Annotated in this window: 14 protein-coding genes and 1 other RNA gene; 2 read left to right on the top strand and 13 right to left on the bottom strand. The window is 65.1% G+C overall.

Annotated features, from left to right (window positions below; genetic code table 11):
* Positions 1 to 5: 5 nt before the first annotated feature.
* The 6 genes from L288_RS0122405 to L288_RS40865 all read right to left on the bottom strand — a co-directional run bounded on the left by L288_RS0122405 (position 6) and on the right by L288_RS40865 (position 7,029).
* A complete protein-coding gene (locus tag L288_RS0122405) occupies positions 6 to 413 on the bottom strand; it encodes a GspH/FimT family pseudopilin (protein ID WP_051209789.1) in 408 nt (135 codons plus the stop codon).
* A 190-nt stretch (positions 414 to 603) separates the two neighbouring features.
* Positions 604 to 1,122 carry a type II secretion system major pseudopilin GspG gene (gspG, locus tag L288_RS40885; RefSeq protein WP_021239984.1) on the bottom strand — a complete coding sequence of 173 codons (519 nt, stop codon included), beginning with the start codon at positions 1,120 to 1,122 and terminating at the stop codon, positions 604 to 606.
* A gap of 9 nt (positions 1,123 to 1,131) precedes the next feature.
* Positions 1,132 to 2,349 carry a type II secretion system inner membrane protein GspF gene (gene gspF, locus L288_RS40880; RefSeq protein WP_021239983.1) on the bottom strand — a complete coding sequence of 406 codons (1,218 nt, stop codon included), beginning with the start codon at positions 2,347 to 2,349 and terminating at the stop codon, positions 1,132 to 1,134.
* Positions 2,342 to 3,880 (bottom strand): type II secretion system ATPase GspE, encoded by a 1,539-nt coding sequence (gene gspE / locus L288_RS40875; protein ID WP_021239982.1) that lies wholly within the window; start codon positions 3,878 to 3,880, stop codon positions 2,342 to 2,344. Before gspE ends, gspF begins: the two co-directional genes overlap by 8 nt.
* A gap of 120 nt (positions 3,881 to 4,000) precedes the next feature.
* Positions 4,001 to 6,196, bottom strand: a complete 2,196-nt coding sequence (gene gspD, locus L288_RS40870; RefSeq protein ID WP_021239981.1) for a type II secretion system secretin GspD — start codon at positions 6,194 to 6,196, stop codon at positions 4,001 to 4,003.
* Positions 6,193 to 7,029 (bottom strand): type II secretion system protein N, encoded by an 837-nt coding sequence (locus L288_RS40865; protein WP_021239980.1) that lies wholly within the window; start codon positions 7,027 to 7,029, stop codon positions 6,193 to 6,195. The genes gspD and L288_RS40865 overlap by 4 nt, the downstream gene beginning before the upstream one ends.
* A 177-nt stretch (positions 7,030 to 7,206) precedes the next feature.
* On the opposite strand from L288_RS40865, the gene L288_RS40860 reads away from it, so the two are divergent.
* Complete coding sequence (locus L288_RS40860) at positions 7,207 to 7,854, top strand: prolyl hydroxylase family protein (RefSeq protein WP_021239979.1); 648 nt, start codon at positions 7,207 to 7,209, stop codon at positions 7,852 to 7,854.
* 175 nt (positions 7,855 to 8,029) lie between these two features.
* Here the strand turns inward: L288_RS40860 and L288_RS40855 are convergent, their stop codons facing one another.
* The 7 genes from L288_RS40855 to L288_RS40830 all read right to left on the bottom strand — a co-directional run bounded on the left by L288_RS40855 (position 8,030) and on the right by L288_RS40830 (position 16,273).
* Entirely contained in the window at positions 8,030 to 9,472 is a 1,443-nt protein-coding gene (locus tag L288_RS40855; RefSeq protein WP_021239978.1) for a CYTH and CHAD domain-containing protein, read from the bottom strand.
* A 128-nt stretch (positions 9,473 to 9,600) separates the two neighbouring features.
* Positions 9,601 to 12,291: a TonB-dependent receptor domain-containing protein gene (locus L288_RS40850; RefSeq protein ID WP_021239977.1), complete on the bottom strand. Its 2,691-nt coding sequence runs from the start codon at positions 12,289 to 12,291 to the stop codon at positions 9,601 to 9,603.
* A 92-nt stretch (positions 12,292 to 12,383) separates the two neighbouring features.
* Positions 12,384 to 13,976: a hypothetical protein gene (locus tag L288_RS40845; protein WP_021239976.1), complete on the bottom strand. Its 1,593-nt coding sequence runs from the start codon at positions 13,974 to 13,976 to the stop codon at positions 12,384 to 12,386.
* A gap of 259 nt (positions 13,977 to 14,235) precedes the next feature.
* Positions 14,236 to 14,619, bottom strand: a complete 384-nt coding sequence (locus L288_RS40840; protein ID WP_021239975.1) for a hypothetical protein — start codon at positions 14,617 to 14,619, stop codon at positions 14,236 to 14,238.
* Between the two features lie 291 nt (positions 14,620 to 14,910).
* Positions 14,911 to 15,254: a transfer-messenger RNA gene (gene ssrA, locus L288_RS42835) on the bottom strand.
* Between the two features lie 5 nt (positions 15,255 to 15,259).
* Positions 15,260 to 15,772, bottom strand: a complete 513-nt coding sequence (locus L288_RS40835) for a hemerythrin domain-containing protein (RefSeq protein ID WP_021239974.1) — start codon at positions 15,770 to 15,772, stop codon at positions 15,260 to 15,262.
* A gap of 99 nt (positions 15,773 to 15,871) precedes the next feature.
* Positions 15,872 to 16,273 carry a DUF6766 family protein gene (locus L288_RS40830; protein ID WP_021239973.1) on the bottom strand — a complete coding sequence of 134 codons (402 nt, stop codon included), beginning with the start codon at positions 16,271 to 16,273 and terminating at the stop codon, positions 15,872 to 15,874.
* Between the two features lie 113 nt (positions 16,274 to 16,386).
* Between L288_RS40830 and L288_RS40825 the strand changes: the two genes are divergently transcribed.
* The gene (locus L288_RS40825; RefSeq protein ID WP_031304953.1) at positions 16,387 to 16,977 is read left to right on the top strand and encodes an anthranilate synthase component II; all 591 of its coding nucleotides are present in this window, start codon (positions 16,387 to 16,389) and stop codon (positions 16,975 to 16,977) included.
* Positions 16,978 to 17,138 lie beyond the last annotated feature (161 nt).

Genomic DNA, 17,138 nt, shown 5'->3' with positions numbered 1-17,138 from the left:
TGAACTTAACCACCCACGGCCACCTTCCCGGCCATGTCGACGGTCACCGCGACGCGCTCCGCTTCCCGCGCCAGCGTGACCTTCATGGGATCGGTCGGCAGCCCCGTTCCATCGAATCCGATCTGCTGCCGCCCGTCCTTCCCCACCAGCGCGCGCGTTCCCGCCTTCCAGTTGGATGTGACGAAGGGCTTGTCTTCGACCGGCACCCACTGCGCCCCTTCACGCCTCTGGAACCCATAGCCCGATGCCGAAACCCAAACGCCCATGGGACGCGAGGTCACGACCGCTTCGTCGCGCGCGGCGGCAACGCGCGCGGCAAAGCGGTCGGCATCCTCGATCACCCGCCCGCGCGGATCGGGAATGGCCAGCACGACCGCAGCCGAAATGAAGCCGATGATCGTCAGCACGACCATCAGTTCGACCAGCGTGAAGCCGTGTTCGGCGGAACGGCGCGAAAGCGTGAAGCCGTGTTCGGCGGAACGCCCCGAAAGCCTGAAGCCGCGCTCGTCGGCACCCCAGCGCGTCCCCGCAAAGGCGGGGACCCAGAGTCTCGCTCCCCGCTCCACCCCCGCCCGGCCCTGCGCCATAGGAAGGAGCCCCGCCTCAAAGCTCGCTGGAGAAGATGTCGGCATTCTCATTCTCGCCGCCCGGCTGGCCGTCCGCGCCCAGCGAACTGATGTCGAACGCGCCCTTCCGTCCGGGCACGGTATAATTATAGGCCCGGCCCCACGGGTCGTCGGGCAGCTTCTTGATATAGCCGCCCCGGCGATAGCGCTGCGGCTGCGCCAGCGAAGCGGGCGGGCTGATCAGCGCCTGCAACCCGTCGGTCTGCGTGGGGTAGCTGAGGTTATCGAGCCGATACTGCTCCAGCGCCTGCTCGATCGTCGAGATGTCCGCCTTCGCCTTTTCCACCCGCGCCGTGTCCGTCGCCGGAATGACGTTGATCGCCACGATCGTCGCCAGCAGGCCGATGATGACGATGACCACCATCAATTCGACCAGCGTAAATCCTTCTTCGCCACGCCCACCTCCGTTCGCCCGGAGCTTGAAGGGCTTTCTCTTCTTCCCAAGGAAGCGGAGGGCTTCGGCAAGCTTGGCCCGAACGGTCTTGAAATCTCGCATATTCACTCCTCAGGCCCCCGTAAGGCTCTGCAATTGCAGGATGGGCAGCAGGATAGACAGGATGATGACGGCCACAATGCCGCCCATCAATATGATGATCACCGGCTCCAGCATGGCCAGCGCGGCGGAGGTGAAGCTGTCGAACTCCCGCTCCAGATAATCGGCCGCGCGCTCCAGCATCGTGTCCAGCCGCCCGGCGCTCTCCCCGCTCGCCGCCAGATAGACCAGCAGCGGCGGAAAGACGCCCGCCCGCCGCAGCGCCGCCGACAGGCTGCCGCCGCCGCGAATGGCCTCGACAATCTCCTCCGACGCCTGCCGCAGCACCCGGTTGTGCACCGTCTGCGTGGTGAGCAGCAGCCCCTCCATCAACGGCAGGCGGCTCGCCACCATGGTGGACAGCGTCCGCGCCATCCGCGCCGCATGCAGGTCGCGGATCAGGCGGCCCAGCAGCGGCAGGCGCAACAGCGTCGCGTCGAACCGATAGCGAAAGCCCTCGATCTTGAGCGCCCGCCAGAATCCCAGCGCGGCAACCCCCGTCAGAATCGCCAGCAGCCACCAGTAATTGGCGAGGAATGCTGACAGCCCCATCACCATCCGCGTCAGCAGCGGCAGGTCCTGCCCCACCGTATCGAACTGTTCCACCACCTTGGGCACGACGAAGATCATCAGCGCGGCGACGACGCACACGGCGAACACCGCCAGCACGCTGGGATAGGCGATGGCGGTCAGCACCTTGGACCGGATCACCGCCTGCCGCTCCATCAGGTTCGACAGGCGCTCCATGATCGTGGGCAGGCTACCCGAACTTTCGCCCGCCGAAATCATCGCGCGATAAAGCGGCGGGAAGCTTTTCGGCTCCGCGCCCAGCGCATCGGCCAGCCTGCGGCCCTCCAGCACGCCGGAATGCACCTTGCCCACGATCGCCTGCACATGCGCCTGCTCGCTCTGCCGCCCGATCGTGCGCAGCGCCTCCTCCAGCGGGCTGACCTGGATCAGCGTGGCAAGCTGCCGGGTGAATAGCGTCAGTTCCTTCGCCGAAAGCCGGGGCGCGCGCAGCGACAGCCCGGCCCGCTTGCGCGCCACCTCCGCCGCGCCTGCCTCCAGCTGCACCACGAACAGCTTGCGCGCATCCAGCCGCGCGCGCGCATCCTCGATCGTCCCGGCCTTGACCGAACCCTTGCGCTCCTTCCCCGCAGGATCGATCGCGATATAATCATATTCAGCCATCGCCGATGGTTTCCACCTCGGCCGCATCGCGCCGTGATACGCGGATGGCTTCCTCCGCCGTGGTCTGCCCGTCGCGCACCAGCGCGCGGGCTGCGGACCCAAGGTTGGGCGCATTCAGGAAGGCGTGGCGGGCGATCAGCGATTCATCGCCGCCATCGTTGATCAGGCGGCGGATCGTGTCGTCCACGCGGATCGCCTCGAACACGCCGATCCGGCCCTTGTAACCCGTGCCGTTGCACTGGTCGCATCCGCGCGCGCGGTATATGATCGTGCCCGGATCGAAGCCCAGCAGCGCGCTCGCCGACTTGTCCGCCTGCACCGGCTCCCGGCAATTCTGGCACAGCCGCCGCACCAGCCGCTGCGCGATCACCGCGCGCAGGGTGGAAGCGAGCAGGAAGGGTTCGACCCGCATGTCGCGCATCCGCGTGATCGCGCCCACCGCGTCATTGGTGTGGACGGTGGACAGCACCAGATGGCCCGTCAGCGACGCCTGAACGGCGATCTCCGCCGTTTCCCGGTCGCGGATTTCGCCGACCATCACCACGTCCGGGTCCTGGCGCAGGATCGCGCGCAACCCCGCCGCGAAGGTCAGGCCGACCTTGGCGTTCACCTGCGTCTGGCCCACCCCCTCGATCGCATATTCGACCGGGTCCTCGACCGTCAGTATGTTGCGCGACCCGTCATTCAGCGTGCGCAGGCCCGCATAGAGCGTCGTCGTCTTGCCCGATCCGGTCGGCCCTGTGACCAGGATGATGCCGTTGGGCTCCTGCAACCCCTCGCGGAAAATCCGGTCCGCCGCGCCCGCCATGCCCAGCAGGTCCAGGTTCATGCCCGCATTCTCCTTGTCGAGAATGCGCAGCACCACGCGCTCGCCCGCCCGGCTCGGCAAGGTGGATACGCGCACGTCCAGCAGCTTGCCGCCCAGCGTCAGGCCGATGCGCCCGTCCTGCGGCACGCGCCGCTCGGCAATGTCCAGCCGCGCCATCACCTTGATGCGGCTGACCACCACCGGCGCGACGTGCGGCGGCATGCGCAGCGTCTCGCGCAGCACGCCGTCGACGCGCATCCGCACGATCAGGCCCGTCTCATAGGGTTCGATGTGGATGTCCGACACGCCCTGCCGCGCCGCTTCGGCGATGATGCCGTTGATCAGGCGGATGGCGGGCGCATCGTCGGCGCTGTCCAGCAGGTCGTCGGCGGTGGGAATGTCGGCGGCCAATATGTCCAGCTCGTCCGCGCCCACGTCCAGCGACCCCGCCATGGCGGCGGCGCTCCCTTCCATCGCATAATGGTCGGACAGGTGCCGGTCGAACTTCTGCGCATCGACGAACGTCACGTCGAAGCTGCGCGCCAGATGCCGCCGCACCTCCAGCAGCACGCGCGGATCGCTCCCCTCGCGCACGGCGATGGTCAGCCGGTCGCCCTCCGAAGGCAGCATGACCACCCCATGCTTGCGCGCGAAGACATAGGGAATATCGACCGCGCGGGGGGCGGCGTGCGGCGGAACATCTCCTGTCAGCGGCTCACTCACGCCTGCCTCCGTTCGGGCTGAGCGAAGCCGAAGCCCTGTGCTGCGCGGAGCGAAAGCCCCTCTCCCTGGCCGGGAGAGCCCTTCGACTTCGCTCCGGGCGAACGGCAAGAAGCAATCGCATCACCGCCTCCCCCCGCTCGCCGGAACCTCGACAGGCCGCACAACGCCGCTCGACTGCCGCATCGTGGGTTCGATCACCTGCCCCGGCGCGGCCGCGCCGGGCTGCACCACCGCGTCGCCCGGCTGCATCGGCGCGGGCGGCGTCGCGCCCATATAGTCGCGCACCAGTTCATCGATGCTGGGCTCGGCTTCGGGATTGCGCGCCAGTTGCATGTCGCGGACATAGCCATAGCGCTGCTGCGTCAGCCTTTGCGCATCCTCCTTCGACCGCAGGATCGTCGGGCGGATGAAGACCATCAGGTTGGTCTTGGTCCGGCTCTTGCTGCGCGACTTGAACAGCTCGCCTATGCCCGGAATGTCGGACAGCAGCGGAATGCGCTCGATCGTCTTGCGCTCATTGTCGTCCAGCAGGCCGCCCAGCGCCAATATCTCGCCATCGTCCACCGTCACCATCGTCTCGATTTCGCGCTTGTTGATGATGAGGTCGCTGTTGTTGTTGCTGACGGGGCCAGCCACGCTCGACACTTCCTGATGCAGGAACAGCTTGATCGCGCCGCCCGTGTTGATCTGGGGCTTCACCTCCAGCTTGATGCCGACATCCTGCCGCTGGACGGTGCGGAACTGATTGTCGAAATTCTGGCTCAGCGCCTCGCCGGTGGTGATCGGCACCTGCTGCCCGACCAGGATCGACGCCTTCTGATTGTCCATCGTCATGACGGACGGGGTGGACAGGATGTTGCTGTCCGTATCCGACTTCACCGCATTGATGATCGCGCCGAAGATGCCATTGCTGCCCAGCCGCGTCGCCACGCCGCCAAAGCCGCCGGTCGCGTTCATCAGGCTGTCGACCGCCGCCTGCTGCAAGGTGTTGGCAAGGTCGCCATTCTGCCGCGTCGTCGTTTCCGTGCGCGTGCCATCCGGCGCCACCACGACCGTCTTCTGCTCACCCAGTTGATTGGCGCCGACCGCCCCCGCCAGCGTCAGCAGATTGGGCTGCGCATTGGAATAGTTGGTCGCGGCGAAGCCCGTCTTGGTGCTGCCGATCAGGAATTGCACGCCCAGCTTCTTGGCGGCGGCGTCGCTGATCTCGACGATGATGGCCTCCACCAGCACCTGCTCGCGCCGCGTGTCGATCTGGCGGATCGTTTCGCCCAGCATCCGCTGCACGTCGCTGTTCGCCGCGACGATGATGGCGTTCGCGCCTTCATAGCGGGTCACGATCGCAGGGCCGCGCGTCGAAATGCCGTTGCCGCCCGATCCGCCGCCGGAAACCGCCACGGCAGGCGCGGCAGCAGGCGGCGGCGCTCCGCTGCCCTCTGCGGGCGTCGATGCCGTCACCGGCTGGCTGGTGGATTGCCCGACCAGTTGTTGCAGCACGGGCAGCAGCTTTTCCGCATCGGCATGTTCCAGCCAGTAGACGCGGATCTCCGTCCCGCTCGCCGCCTGCCGGTCAAGGTCGCGCGCCATCTGCGCCAGCCGCGCGACGGTTCCGGCGTCGCCCCGGATCGCCACCGCATTGCTGCTGTCGATCGGCACGATGGTCGCCGCCCGCGCCGCGCCCTCACCGCTGCCGCTCTGCACCAGCGCCTGGAGCGATGTCGCGATCTCCCGCGCACCGGCGTTGCGCAACAGCACCGTCTGCGTCGCCGCCGTGTCGCGGTCGATCCGCGCGATCACCTGCCGGATGCGGCCGATATTGTCGGCATAGTCCGCCACCACCACGCTGTTGCCCGCGCGGTTGGCCGTCACCGACCCGTCCTTGCTCACCAGCGGGCGCAGCGTTTCCAGCGCGCTCGCCGCATCGATGGAGCGCAGGCGGAAGACTTCGGTCACGAACTGGTTGCGGTTGCTCGCTCGCCCGACCGCGCTCGGCTGACCCGCCGCGCCGTCGGCGGGCTGGATGCGGTAGGCCCCGCCCGGCGCTGGCACGGCGACCAGGCCGTTGGCGCGCAGGGTGGACAGGAAAATCTCGAAATATTCCGATCGTGACAGCGGCCGGTCCGTCACCACCGACACCTTCCCCTGCACGCGATTGTCGATGATGAAGGTGCGCCCCGTCACCCGCGCCGCGTCCTGGATGAAGGCCCGTATGTCGGCGTCGCGCACGTTCAGCGTCTGCTGCGCCATGACGGGCGAAGCGATCGGCGCAGCCAGCGCCAGGGCGGCGGCGGCGGAAAGAAGCAGTTTTCTGGTCATTGGCCTTGCAAGGTCAGGTTGATCGTGGCGAGGCCAGCGCCCCGTTCGACCATGAGGGAAACGCGCGCGCCCGGCATGATCTTGCCTTGCAGCGCCTGAAGATCGCTGGCCGAACCCACCGGCTGCCCATCGACCTGGGTGATGACGTCGCCGGGCTGGAATCCGGCATTCTGGAATGCCGGCCCTTTGGCGGACAGGATCAGCCCTGTCACGCGGCCATTTTGCAGCCGGGGGGTAAAGCCGATGTCACGCTTCAAGCCGTCCGCCGTGGGATTGTCGATCCCCGCCACCCCCGCAGGAGAGGCTCCGCCTCCGGCCGGTCCGGCTGGCGCTGGCGCATCAGGCGGCGGCTGCGACTGGTCCAGGAACACCTGCTCCTCCGCCCCGCCCCGGTCGATCGTGATATGGTCGAACGCCACGCCTTTCAGCACCACGCCGGGCATGATCTCATCGCCCACCGCATAGCTGTTCTGCACGCCGTCCGGCCCGGCGACGATGGCGGAACCAAGGCCCGACCCTTCGTTCAGGCGGATGCCATAGACCGTCAGCGCCAGCGAGGTGACGACGCCTCCGCCCGCCGCCTGCGCCGGAACGCCGCGATTGAACGGATCGAAACTGGAAAACAGCGCCTGCCGCGCCTGAACGCTCGGAAACTCCGCCTGCCGCCCGGCCCAGGGGCCAAAGCTGCCCACCGGCGTCAACACCGCCCAGATCAGCCGGACGCATTGCAGGACGAGGATGGCGAGCAGCAGCTTTTCCGCCACCGCCAGCCAGTTGATGGGTTTCAGGCGACTGCCCCAACCCCCAATATTGTCGGCGAATGGCACCCGCATGAACCCGCTCGTCCCCCTTGCTGCACGCGCCTGCTAGAAAACTGTTTTGACCGTCGAATGACAGTTATGTGACTGTAATATTACAGCAGGCAAAGCGGAAGCGACGATGCTTGCTTTTCCCGCGCCGGGCGATAGCGTGACGCCGCTTTCAAGGTTCTCCCGGCGAAAAAGCTTTCCATGTTGTCCGATCAAACGCCCGTCGCGCCTGACGCCGATCCCGCCTGGATCGCGGCGCATCCCCGTGTTCAGCGCGTGCCCAGCCGCGATCTCACATTATTCATTCAGCGCCAGTTCCTGTCGCCGGACGAATGCGCCGCCCTGATCGGCCGGATAGAGGACAGGCGCCGCCCCTCCACCATCGCCGACGCCAATGGCGATAATGCTTTCCGCACCAGCGAGACCTGCGACCTCGACATGGCCGATCCCTTCGTGGCGCAGATCGACGCCCGCCTCGCCGCCTTTGCCGGAATCGACCCCGCCTATGGCGAACCGATTCAGGGCCAGCGCTACGGCGTGGGTCAGGAATTCAAGGCGCATACCGATTTCTTCGATCCGGCCGGGGCCGACTATCCCCGCTATTGTTCGGTGGCGGGCAACCGCACCTGGACGCTGATGGTCTATCTCAACCAGCCCGCGGCAGGCGGCGCGACCCGCTTCGTCAGGATCGGCAAGACGGTGCAGCCCGAAACCGGAAAGCTGCTCGCCTGGAACAACCGCACCGATGCCGGGCGATGCAACGACGCCAGCATGCACCACGGCATGAAAGTGCGCAGCGGCGTCAAGCACATCATCACCAAATGGTATCGCGAACGCCCCTGGGCATGAGGATGCGAAGCGCCCCTTGAGGGCCATGACACCTCTACTCGCAGCACCTCAGATTTCAGTCGCCGTAAGTTTGTCGAGCCGCAGGACGGCTTCAGCCAACGGCACACCTTCCTTGAATAAATGAGAAAGGCTTCGACAAGCTCAGGGCGAACGGAAGTAGCTTAAATCCCGGCGCTCAACTCCAAAAAGGCCGCGCATCGGCCAGCTTGTCATGCGCCTTCGCCGCCGCCTTGATCAGCTTCTTCTTGTCCTTGCCCGCAGGCTCCACCGCCTGCTCCCCGGCCTCCACGCCATGCTTCGCCAGCAACCCCGCCATGCTGGCCATGTCGTTCAACGCGCCCAGCCTGTCCTGCAACGCCTCCAGCGCCTTGATGAAATCGGCATGCCGCTTGCGATCCTTCTTGCCTTCGCTGAACAGGCTGGCGAAAAATTCCGACGCGTAGCGCAGCTTCTTCGCCTTCTTGCGCACGGCATGGCGATGCTCGTCGTCCAGTTCCGCCATGTCGCGGCCATGCTTCACCACCCAGCGGTAGAAATGCCGCAACCGCTCCGCCGCGAACGCCTTCGCCGATTCCCCGCCGCCTGACGGCGCGGCATTCAGCGTCAGCCATTCGGCAAAGTCGATCATCAGGCCCCGCACCCGGCGGGACTCCAGCATTTTCAATATATCGGCATGCGCCTGCTGCCGCGCGGCTTCGATCCGGTCGTGCAAGGGGCCAGGCGCGATGCTGTCGATCAGCACGTCCAGGTCGCGCGCCTCGCCCAATTCCCGCGCCAGCCAGCGAAGCTCGTCCTGAAAGCGGACGGCATTCTGGTCCGGCAGGATCGGCTTGAACAGCGTCAGCGCAGATCGCAGCCGCCTTACCGCGACCCGCGCCTGATGCAGCGCCTGCGGATCATAATGGTCCAGCAGCAGATTCTCGTTCAGCCGGTAATGCCGCAGGCAGGCGCGGGCGATGGTCCTGAACGCCTCTTGCGGACTGCTGCCGGGCTTCAATGTCACCGGCTCGGCCTTGAACGAAGCGGGGGCGGCTCCCAGCAGGCGATAGCCGCGCTCCGACTTCGCCTCTATCCCCAGCCGCACCGGCGCGGCCGCTTCGATGCGGCGGGCCAGCGCGAACAGGGCGGACGCCTCCCCTTCCTTCAATTCCAGTTCGATCTCGCAGACCGGCGCTTCGCGATCGCCAGCGCGGACCACGCCCTTGTCCAGCACCATTTCGGCGCGCGCGCCCTGCTCCTCCACCATCCATGTCCGGCGCTCCACATCGACATGGAAGGCGGGCGCGATCAGGTCCGCCGCATCGCCCAGGGCCGATGGCAACGGCGTGCGCGTGTCGATCACCGGCTGGTCGTCCTTCACCGGCATTTCCCATTCGCCCCGCGCGAACAGGCCGCCGCCGCTTTCCCCATGATCGGCCTTCACCGTCTGGATGCGCTTGCCGCCCGACCGGCGGATGCGCAGGCTGTAGCCCAGGGCGCGCAAGGCGCTGCCGGGCGTGTCGAAATAGATGGCGTTCAGTTCCGCCCTGTCCCCTTCGCCGGGGATCAGCGCCGATCGCTCGAAAGCCTCCACGGCGTCGCGGGGCAATTCCAGCTTCAGCTCGACTTCCTCGTTCACGCCCTCGCCTCCGCTTTGTCCGCCATTCCTAGTATAGACGGGGCCAGCGCCTGAACATCCGTAAAATACGAAACGGCCGGTCCGTGCTGGACGGACCGGCCGTTCGCCTGGCCACGCCGGATGTCAGGTCAGAAGGCGACCGTCATCGACGCCGCGATCGTCGTTCCGATCTTGTAGCGGTTGTAGAACACCTTGTTCCCGCCCGCTTCCTGGAACTCCTGATATTTGCGGCCGGTGATGTTCCGCGCCTCGAACTTGAACTCGCTGTTGATGCCGCCGGGCAGCAGGACCGCCTGCCGCGCGACGAAATCCAGCGTCAGGCCGGGCTTTTCCTTGATGTCGGGCTGAAGGTTGGGGCCGCGGCTGGTGACGCGCGGGCTGGCATAGGTCAGCAGCAGCGTCTGCTGCGACAGCTTGTCCATGTCCTCCAGCCCGATCTGGAAGTTCACCAGATGGTCCGACTGGCCGGTCAGCGGCGCGCCGTCGACGAAATAGTCGGACGCCGCAGGCAGAGGACCCGTCGTATAGCTGTAGGGGATGGTCGTGTCGCCGTCGCTCACCTTCAGTTCGGACTGGGTGTAGGTATAGTTGCCGATCAGCACGATCCGGCGGCTCTGGAAGAAGGGCGAATCCGACCAGCGATCGAGCGGCAGATATTTCTGCGCCTCGAACTCCACGCCATATAGCTGCGCCTCTGGAGCGTTGGCGAAGCTGGTCGTCACCGCATAGGTATCGGTGATGGTGGTGAAGGTTTCGATCGGGTTCTTGATCTTCTTGTAGAAGGCCGCGGCCGTCAGCCTTTCCTCACGCCCCATATACCATTCGGCGCGCAGGTCTGCGTTCCACAGCTCGCTGTCCCGCAAATAGGGGTTGCCGCGATAGAAGCGGTTCGATTCCGTATCCAGATAGGGCTGCGCGATCAGTTCGCGGAACTGCGGGCGCGCGATGGTCTTCGATCCGCTCAGGCGGAACTGCAACCCCTTCGCCGCTTCCACCGTCACCGTCAGGGCGGGCAGCCAGTAATCCTTGCGGATCTGGTTGAACGGCGTCACGCCCGTATTGTAGACGTCGACGCCCGTCACCGACTGGCGGCCCTTTTCATACCGGACGCCCGCGTCGAAGGACAGGCCCGGCATCACCGATGCCTTCACCTGCGCATAGCCCGCATGGGTGCGCAGCGCCGCGTCATAGACCGGATAGTTGCCGGAAAATTCCAGCAGGCTGATGTCGAACAACTGGATCGACGCGTCCGACAGCAGATAGTCGGGGCGCAACTGCTGCACCGGCACCGGCAGATTGGTGGCGTCGAAATGGAACTCGTAACGCGAAGAGGTGCGCTTCGTATCGCTGAACGCATAACCGACGCTCGCCGTCAGGTCAGGCGAGAATTTGTAGCTCAGGTCCACGCCCGCCGACCACAGGTCCTCGTTCAGGTCGCTGAAGGTGACGGACGCGTCGCCGCGCTGGCGGTTGAGCGCATTGACGAAGCGGTCGCCCACCGGATCGGTCGCCAGGTCACGGTTGGTGCGGACATATTCGAACTCGCGCTCATAGGGCGCTTCCCGCTGCGAATTGGCATAGCCGCCGCGCACGTCCAGGCTCATCGCCTCGCCCAGCTTGAACTCGCCGACGAACTGGGTGTCGATCAGTTGCCGCTCATACCAGCCGGTCTGCTGGTTGAGATAGTCCGCGCCCTGGATCTGCCCGTCATTCTGGCCGATCGCCAGCGCGCTGCGCTTCAGCGTGTCGCGAATGTACAGGTTGGTCCAGCGCATCTTCTGGTCGCCAAGTTCAAGGCCAAAGCCCAGCAGGCCGTTCACCGTCACCTCATTTTCGGTGCTGACCTGATTATAGTTCCGGCCAGCGCCCGCGGCGACATCAAGCGACGCCTGTTGCAGGTTTTCGCGCGTCCGCCACTTGTTGCTGTAGGACGCGGTGGCCAGCACGCCGAAGCGGCCATCGCTGCCCACGTCGAACGCCGTGCCGCCGTTCAGCGATGCGGAAAAGTTGAACGGCAGGCTGTTGGTCCGCTGCACCACCGATGTATTGCTGTTCTGGAACTGCATGGCGATGGCGCGCAGGTCCGCGCGCGGCATGTTGGAGAAAGGCGTGCCGCTGCCGATCGCGCCCGCCAGCAGGCCGGGCACGTCGCGCGTGCCGTCGTCAAAGCCGGTCCAGTCCGACTTGCTGCCATAATGGGTATAGCCAAGCTGCCCCGAAGTCTCGGTATTGGCGGAGCTGCCAAGGCCGATTTCCAGATAGCTTTCGACCGGGATCGCCTTGGTCGTCAGGTTGATGACGCCGCCGCCGAACTCGCCGGGGAAGTTCGCCGAATAGCTTTTCTGCACCAGCGTCGAAGCGATCACGCTGGTCGGAAAGATGTCGAGCGGAACGACGCGCTTGAGCGGTTCGGGGCTGGGCAGGGGCGACCCGTTCAGCAATGCGGACGAGTAGCGGTCGCCAAGGCCGCGCACATAGACATAGCCGCCCGAAACGACCGAAAGGCCCGTCACGCGCTGGAGCGATCCGGCGATGTCGCCTTCGCCCGTGCGCTTGATGTCGGCGGCGGACAGGACGTTCACGACCTGCGGCGCAGCCTGCGACACGTTGCTGGTGCGGCGGCCCGTGACGACGATGTCTGAGCCGGGGATCGACACGTCTACATTGCCGCTCTGCGCGTCGGCCTCTTCGGAAGCGCTGGGCACGCCGGAGGTCGGGGCGGAGTCGGCTGGAGCAGTTGCGGTCTGCGCCATCGCCGCCGGAGCGGACAGCGCGGTGGAAATCAGGAGCAGGCGCGCCAGGCTGAGCGGCTTCGACATGCTAAGGGTCCCCCTTGGGATGAAATTCTTCGCAAAGAGGGCGGAGAAGCGCCGGTAAACGCTCCCCCGCCCCTGTTGAGGTCAGGTCAGGATCAGGTGGTCGGGATGTCCGTGCAGTTGCCGCTGGCGCTGCCAAAGCTTGCCGTGACAGAGTTGCAGGTCCAACCGGCATACCAGGTGTCGGTGCTGTCCTTGACCGCGCCCACATAGTTGGTCGTGGTGAAGGCCGGGTCGATCGTCTTGGGATCGGTCGCGGTCAGGGCCGTTTCCGTCGCGCCGTTGATGAACAGGCTGCTCAGCGACGGGGTGTAGTTGATCGTGCTGTTCGGACCGGCTTCGAAGATCGACTGGACGACAGCGGCGGTCACGCCGCGGCTGCCCTTGTAGGGCGTGCTGGAGCACTGCATCGCCACGGAGATGTAGCGCGGCTTGCCTACATCCTCCAGCGCCGTATCGGCGTCGCGCACGGTAGGCGTGCCGTCGATGCGCAGGCAGCTCTGGTTCGGGCTGACGATCAGGCCGTTGACCAGCGTCAGGTCCGCACCGCCGCGCAGCAGCATGGCGGAACCGTTGGAGCCCGTGGTCGAACGGTTGATGTAGGTGAAGTTGGCGACCTTCAGATACTGGCGCGGCAGCACGTCTTCGCCATTGTTCGATTCCGTGCCACCGTTGGAGTCGGTTTCAAGGAAGCTGTCGCCGATGTCGTTGTTTGCGCGCTGGACGCTCAGCAGATACTGAACGGTGCCGCGATAGCCGACATCGGTATCCAGATTGTCATCTTCATTGCCGGTCAGCACCAGATAACGCGGGTGGACGCTGCCGCCGAAGATTTCGATGCCGTCGTCAGAGCTGTTGTGGACCTGGATGTGATCAAGCTGCGTGCCGGTGCCCACGCCTGATGGGGTGAGACCCTGCAATTCGCTGGAGCCCGAGAGGACGAAGCCCGAATAGCGGATCTGGACATAGCTCATGCGGCCCGAACTGTCGGCATCGTTCGTGCCGCCGTAGAGGGCGCCGCTCGCGCCTTCCGTATCGCGCTGGCAAGCGTCGGTGCCTGGGGCTGCGGCGGGCGCGAGACAGTCGGTTATCTTCGCACGGCCGAGCAGGACGACGCCGCCCCACTGGCCAGAGGTCTGATCGTCCACATTGCCCAGAACGTTCGATTCGCTGGTGAAGATGATCGGCTGGGTCGGGGTGCCGACCGCGTTGATCTTGTTGCCGCGGTTCACCGCCAGGAAGGTGTTGCCCGTCGATGCGAAAAGCACGACGCCCGGTTCGATGTTCAGGGTGACGACGCTGTTCGTGCTCGCGGCGCCCTGGTCGGTGCCGACATCGACACGACCCGGCATCGAGTAAAGAACGCCCGCCGCCTTGGGCAGGGTCGTGGTTTCGGTAAAGCGCAGCGGCAGGCCGCAGTTCAGCCAGCTATTCCCGCGCTTGTCCGAAATGATACCGCGCGCCGTCAGCTTCGCGGGGCCGGAGATGTTCGGGCATTCGGCCGCCGGGGTCACCGATCCCGGAGTCGGTGTCGGCGTAGGCGTGCCGGGCGTCGGGGTCGGCGTGGGCGCCGGAATGACGATCGCGCCTTCGCCGGGCGAGGCAATGTCGTCGGCTCCGCAGGCGCTCAGCGCCGCGCAGGCGACGCCCGCCATCAGGATGGTTTGAATATGGTTGATCTTGGCCATGTCGTCTCCGCTTCCGGCTTTTTCCGGTCAGTTGCAGTGCGGAGCGCAAGGGGAACTCGAATCGGACAACGCCCCCTGTCGCCCTCAGGAGCCGCAGCTAGGCGTGGCAGATGACAGGCACGTTTTGCTTCCGTGACGGAATGAAGACGTGAAAATGACAGTTTGAAGACTCTTCTTTCATTCCGATGAAATGGGCGCGCGCGAAAAAGGGCGCTGTCCGCCGGACAGCGCCCCTGTAAAGACTTCCGCCGGGAAATGCTCAGCGCATGGCGTAGCTTGCTTCCAGCCTGCCCAGCGCGCGGCGGGCGATGTCGCGCGACGACGCTTCCTCGCCATTGGCCAGCGACAGCGTCATGTCCGGGGCGAAGCGCGCCGAACGATACGCCTCCTGCGCGTCATGCATGCGGCCCAGCCCCGCATAGGCGTTGCCCAGGTTGATGAGCCGCGCCGGATCATTGGCTTCGTCCGGGCGCGGAGCCGCGAGCCGCTTCGCCGCGCTTTCATAATTGCGGGACATGAGCGATGCTGCGGCAAGGCCACCGTCCTGCACGCCGACGACCACCACCTCGCCGGCTGCGGCCGATGCGGCGACCGGCGCCAAGGATGCGGCCGCGAAGCCCAGGACCGCCATCAGCTTGATCATCTCACCTCTCCCGAAAAAAACTTTCCAATATAGCCATGATTATTTCACTTGGATGACATCTGGGCAAGAGAGTGAGGCACACGCGAAAAGCATTTTCTTTTGGTCAATATCAATTACTTATCAGTTTTTCTTCAAACTGTCATAAAAGTGTAATTGAGTTGATCCGGAAATCCCGTTCCGAGTCGCGGACGCATGCGGACCCGTTCGGCGCGCCACCGGCCGCTTGCCGCGATCATGCTCTTTTGGGGAAAGGTCCGGAGGGTTCTGTTGCCCGGCCCCTCCGGCGGCCGCTGAATTCCCTTCTGTTGCCCGGTGGGTTCAACCGCGTTCTCTTTGAGTAATGTCAGGCCGTGAGGCCATCAATTACGCAGCAAGAGCAAGAGCCTCGTTATCGTTGGCACTTGTGAGTTTTGAACCTTTTTACGGCGTACTCAGGCCGGGTGAAGGCATCGCTTTTCAACACACGTCGATCCTAGTTCGGCCCCGTCATACACCCCGCCAGGCGGGGCATGTGGTGGAGCCGCCGGGTACTGCCCCCGGGTCCGCTGCGCCTATTGCACGATACGATTTATCACCATAGCCGGGCGAACCCGGCACCAGCGCATATGGGATAATGCGCGGCCTTTTTCAACCTCCGCGCTCAGGCCGCGACCAGATGGACGGCCCTGGGCTTGGCGACGGGCAGCCCGCTTGCCTTGGCCTGCGCCATCAGTTCCTGCTTGCGCGCCATCATCCGGTCGCGCAGCTCGACAAGGTCGACGTCCGTCTTGCGGCACTGGGCGAACATGCCGTCCGACTGCCGCTCCTCTTCCTTGACGTGATGCTTGATCTCTTCCGACAGCACCGTGACCTTGGCGTCGTAGAAATCGTCCTCCGGCGATCCGGCCTCGATGTCGTTCACCAGCACCTTGGCCCCGTCATGCTCGACATAGGCTTCGTCCAGCGTGTCGTCCTCTATCTTGCCGCGGAAGGCCGGATAGAAAATCTCCTCCTCGATCATCGTGTGGATCTTCAATTCGGTGCAGATCTGATGCGCGATGTCCTGCTTGCGGTTCGCACTCTTCGCCTTCTCGAACTGCTCGAACAGGTCCTCGACCTTGCGGTGGTCGGCTTTCAGCAGCGCAATCGCATCCGTAAATTCGGCCTTGGCCATTTCCGTCCTCCTCATGAACAATGGACATGAAGCGGCTGAAGGGGCGCTCGGTTCCCGCGCCTTGAACGTTGCCGCTTCATTTCGCACGCGCCCTCCCGCTCACTCATGCCCCACATCATGGGCATGCGGCTTGGCATGGCCGCCCACGCGCAGGTAACGCCGGTCGATTTCGTCGATCAGCCCCTCGGCCTGCTTGCCGCCGGTCATCTTCAGCAGCTCGTCGATCTTGGCTTCCAGCCGGTCGTCATTCTCCTTGGACGCCGGGGACCCGACATAGAGGAAATAGGCCAGGCCAACGACCTGCCAGATCAGCTGCAAGAATTCCGACTGCCAGTTTTCGAACGTGTCGCGCGCCATTTCCACGGCATAGGCGGCGACTTCGGGCGCCTGCCCATGGGAATGCGCCTCGTCCACATAGGCCCACCAGCCGAACAGCCAGTGTCCCGCGATCGACACAAGAAAGAACAGGGCCGTTATCCAGCCATATGCATAGCGTTTCATGCCATCCTCACTGATCGTTTCGGGTGGAGAACGCCTGCGCGCGCGGCAGGTTCAAAGCTGCCCCGCCGATTCCGATTGGCCCGGAGCGCGGGGCGCATTATAGCCTTGGCCCCATGATCCTCGTCATCGACAATTACGACAGCTTCACCTGGAACCTCGTCCACTATCTGATGGAATTGGGCGCGCAGGTGGAAGTGGTGCGCAACGACGCCATCTCGGCAGGCCAGGCGCTTTCCAGCGGGGCCAGCGCCTTCCTGCTGTCGCCCGGCCCCTGCACGCCCAATGAGGCCGGGGTCAGCCTGGATCTGGTCGCCGCCTGCGCGGACGCGGGCGCGCCCCTGCTCGGCGTATGCCTGGGCCATCAGGCGATCGGCCAGCATTTCGGCGGCCAGGTGGTGCGCGGCGGGCTGATGCATGGAAAGACCTCGCCGGTCGTCCATGACGGCACCGGCCTGTTCGAAGGACTGCCCTCCCCCTTCACCGCGACTCGCTATCACTCGCTGATCGTGGAGGATATTCCCGCCTGCCTGCGCGTGAACGCCACCAGCGAGGATGGATCGGTCATGGGCTTCCGCCACGAAAGCCTGCCCATCCATTCGGTCCAGTTCCATCCCGAAAGCATCGCGACGGAATATGGGCATGACATGCTGGCCAACTTCCTGCGCATCGCGGGGCTTCCCGTGCGGGAACACGCCCCCGCCTGAATTTTTCGCTGTCCTACAGCCGCGCCGCCGCGCTATCGTCAGGGGCTTTCGGCGCGGCTCTTTGATCCTGTAGGAAATTTTGCGAAAATGGGCGGTTTTCCGTGCCCTTGTCGTGTCACCTATGTCACCCTGTGACGGGCGCGCGAACCAGTTTCGACATC

Source organism: Sphingobium quisquiliarum P25 (assembly GCF_000445065.1).
GTDB classification, from domain to species: Bacteria; Pseudomonadota; Alphaproteobacteria; order Sphingomonadales; family Sphingomonadaceae; genus Sphingobium; species Sphingobium quisquiliarum.
This window is presented reverse-complemented; position numbering and strand designations above follow the sequence as displayed.

Coding starts and splice junctions, on each gene's coding strand:
- L288_RS40845 (WP_021239976.1), bottom strand. CDS start 13,976: ATGGCCAAGATCAACCATATTCAAACCATCCTGATGGCGGGCGTCGCC.
- L288_RS40835 (WP_021239974.1), bottom strand. CDS start 15,772: ATGGCCAAGGCCGAATTTACGGATGCGATTGCGCTGCTGAAAGCCGAC.
- L288_RS40850 (WP_021239977.1), bottom strand. CDS start 12,291: ATGTCGAAGCCGCTCAGCCTGGCGCGCCTGCTCCTGATTTCCACCGCG.
- L288_RS40840 (WP_021239975.1), bottom strand. CDS start 14,619: ATGATCAAGCTGATGGCGGTCCTGGGCTTCGCGGCCGCATCCTTGGCG.
- L288_RS40865 (WP_021239980.1), bottom strand. CDS start 7,029: ATGCGGGTGCCATTCGCCGACAATATTGGGGGTTGGGGCAGTCGCCTG.
- L288_RS40860 (WP_021239979.1), top strand. CDS start 7,207: ATGTTGTCCGATCAAACGCCCGTCGCGCCTGACGCCGATCCCGCCTGG.
- gspF (WP_021239983.1), bottom strand. CDS start 2,349: ATGGCTGAATATGATTATATCGCGATCGATCCTGCGGGGAAGGAGCGC.
- L288_RS0122405 (WP_051209789.1), bottom strand. CDS start 413: ATGGTCGTGCTGACGATCATCGGCTTCATTTCGGCTGCGGTCGTGCTG.
- L288_RS40830 (WP_021239973.1), bottom strand. CDS start 16,273: ATGAAACGCTATGCATATGGCTGGATAACGGCCCTGTTCTTTCTTGTG.
- L288_RS40825 (WP_031304953.1), top strand. CDS start 16,387: ATGATCCTCGTCATCGACAATTACGACAGCTTCACCTGGAACCTCGTC.
- gspD (WP_021239981.1), bottom strand. CDS start 6,196: ATGACCAGAAAACTGCTTCTTTCCGCCGCCGCCGCCCTGGCGCTGGCT.
- gspG (WP_021239984.1), bottom strand. CDS start 1,122: ATGCGAGATTTCAAGACCGTTCGGGCCAAGCTTGCCGAAGCCCTCCGC.